The 2,555-nt window shown below is 75.2% G+C and carries 3 protein-coding genes and 1 pseudogene; 1 reads left to right on the forward strand and 3 read right to left on the reverse strand.

Annotated features, from left to right (window positions below):
- Positions 1–102 precede the first annotated feature (102 nt).
- Entirely contained in the window at positions 103–381 is a 279-nt protein-coding gene (locus ACFV0G_RS19175; RefSeq protein WP_380548750.1) for a hypothetical protein, read from the reverse strand.
- Here ACFV0G_RS19175 and ACFV0G_RS19180 point away from each other — a divergent pair.
- Positions 292–783, forward strand: a pseudogene (locus ACFV0G_RS19180) (YidC/Oxa1 family membrane protein insertase); the annotation flags it as partial. The gene ACFV0G_RS19175 and the pseudogene ACFV0G_RS19180 overlap by 90 nt on opposite strands.
- A 150-nt stretch (positions 784–933) precedes the next feature.
- On the opposite strand, the gene ACFV0G_RS19185 reads toward ACFV0G_RS19180, so the two are convergent.
- A complete protein-coding gene (locus ACFV0G_RS19185; RefSeq protein WP_380548753.1) occupies positions 934–2,034 on the reverse strand; it encodes an adenosine deaminase in 1,101 nt (366 codons plus the stop codon).
- 145 nt (positions 2,035–2,179) lie between these two features.
- On the reverse strand, positions 2,180–2,555 hold a 376-nt coding region (locus ACFV0G_RS19190; RefSeq protein WP_380548756.1), incomplete at its 5' end, for a DUF445 family protein.

Below are 2,555 nucleotides of genomic sequence, written 5' to 3' on the forward strand. Positions count from 1 at the left end.
GGCCGGGCGGCGAGCAGGGCGGCGGGGCGCGCCGGCCCCCCCCCCCGCGCCCGGGGGGCGCCCCCGGCGGCCGCCGTCCGGCGACGCTGCGCCTGACATTCGTCACGTCCGCCGGTCCCGGCCGCCCTCCGCCGACCTCTGTTCCCACGAGACCCCGGAGGGTCCGCTCCCATGTCCGTCCTTGCCGTACTCGACCCTGCCGTCCGCGCCGCGCACGACGCGGTCGCCGCGCTCGCCCAGGTCGTCCCCACCGCACCGGCGGTGGTCCTGTTCACCGTCGCCGTGCGTCTCGTGCTGCACCCGCTCGCCCGGGCCGCGGCCCGCGGCGAGCGCGAGCGGGCGCGGCTGGCACCGCGCGTCGCGGAGCTCCGCGGCCGCCACGAGAACAGCCCGGAGACCCTGCAGTCGGCGCTCGCGGAGCTCTACCGCGCCGAGCGGACGTCGCCGCTGGCAGGCTGCCTGCCGATGGTCCTGCAGGTACCGGTCTTCTCGGTGATGTACCGGCTCTTCACGACGCCGAACGACCTCCTCGGCCACACCCTCGCCGGGGTGCCGCTCGGCCTGCACGTCGGCGAGGCCCGGACGCCGGCCGCGTTCCTGGTGTTCGCAGCCCTTTACGCGGGGCTGGCCGCCGTCGGGTACGCCGGATTCCGCCGCGCCCGCCGCGCGGTACCGGCGGCGGACACGGCGCAGGCGGCACAGGCCCTGCCGGGCCCGGCCGCCGCGCTGCTGCCGTACCTGTCGTTCGGCACGGTGCTGTTCGTCGCCCTCGTGCCGCTCGCGGCCGGGCTCTACCTGCTCACGACCACCGCATGGAGCGCGGCCGAGCGGGCGTGGCTGCACCGGGCGGCGCCGCCCCGGCACAGCACCCCGAGCAGGCTGCCGAGCAGTCCGCAGCGCGGGCCGGGTAACCGGACCCGGAAGCGGACCCGGCTACGACCGGCCCGGCCAGGCGGCGAGGTACGCGTCGATCTCGCCGCCGAGCCGGGCCTTGCCGGCCGGGTCGAGGAAGGACGCCTCGACGGCGTTCCTGGCCAGGGCGGCGATCCCGGCCTCGTCCAGGCCGAGCAGGCGCGCGGCGACGGCGTACTCGGTGTTGAGGTCGGTGCCGAACATCGGCGGGTCGTCGCTGTTGACCGTGACCAGCAGGCCGGCGTCCACCATCTGCTTGATCGGGTGCTCGTCCATCCGCTCGACGGCCCGGGTGGCGATGTTGGAGGTCGGGCAGACCTCCAGCGGGATGCGGTACTCGCCGAGGTGGTCGATCAGGGCCGGGTCCTTGACGGCCTGGGTGCCGTGGCCGATCCGCTCCGCGCCGAGCACCCGCAGGGCGTCCCAGACGGTCTCCGGCCCGGTGGTCTCGCCGGCGTGCGGCACGCTGCGCAGGCCGGCCGCCCGGGCCCGGTCGAAGTAGGGCTTGAACTGGGGGCGCGGGACGCCGATCTCCGGACCGCCGAGGCCGAAGCTGACCAGGCCCTCGGGGGCCAGGTCGACGGCGAGGCGGGCGGTCTCCTCGGCGGCCTCCAGACCGGCCTCGCCGGGGATGTCGAAGCACCAGCGCAGGGTGACCCCGAGCTCCTTCTCGGCGGACACCCGGGCGTCCTCGATGGCCTCCATGAAGGCGCCGTCCGGAATGCCGCGGCGGGTCGAGGAGTACGGCGTGATGGTCAGCTCGGCGTACCGGATCTGCTGGCGGGCCATGTCCTCGGCGACACCGTAGGTGAGGGCGCGGACGTCCTCGGCGTCGCGGATCAGGTCGACCACGCTCAGGTACACCTCGATGAAGTGCGCGAAGTCGGTGAACGTGAAGTACTCCGCGAGCGCGGCCGGGTCGGCCGGCACCTTGGTGCGGCCCTCGTGCCGGGCGGCCAGCTCGGCCACCACCCTCGGCGAGGCCGATCCCACGTGGTGGACGTGCAGTTCCGCCTTCGGCATCCCGGCGATGAACGCCTCGATCCCGCTCTTGCCCTCGGTCACCGCTGCTCCCCTGCTCCCTTGTCGGATCGAGCTTGTCAACTCGCGTAGATTTCGCATGCTATTCCACCCCGGGCGGCACCCGCCGGGTGGCTCGCCCCGCCCGACCAGCCTCCCGCACCCCGCCGAACGCCGCCCGCTGCCCGCTTGCCCGGCCCCCCGCTACTCGCGCGCCACCCCGCCCCACCCCGCTCCGCCCCGCCCGCTACCCGCCGAACGCCACCGCGACGGTGTGGATCAGCAAACCGGCCATGGCACCGACCACGGTGCCGTTGATCCGGATGAACTGGAGGTCGCGGCCGACGTTGGCCTCGATCTTGCGGGAGGCGTCGTCGGCGTCCCAGCCCGCCACGGTGTCGGAGATCAGCGCGGTGATCTCCTCCCGGTAGGTCTCGACGACGTACGCGGCGGCGTCCTGGAGCCAGCCGTCGGCCTTGGCCTGGAGCCGGGGGTCGGTGGCCAGGCGGCGGCCGAACGAGCGCAGGCCGTCGCGCAGCCGCCGTCGCAGTTCGCTGTTCTCGTCCGCGGCGGCGCCGAGGACGTGGGTGGGGACGGCGTCCCAGTCGGAGGCGGTGTGTGGC

Source organism: Kitasatospora sp. NPDC059571 (assembly GCF_042735675.1).
Taxonomy (GTDB): domain Bacteria; phylum Actinomycetota; class Actinomycetes; order Streptomycetales; family Streptomycetaceae; genus Kitasatospora.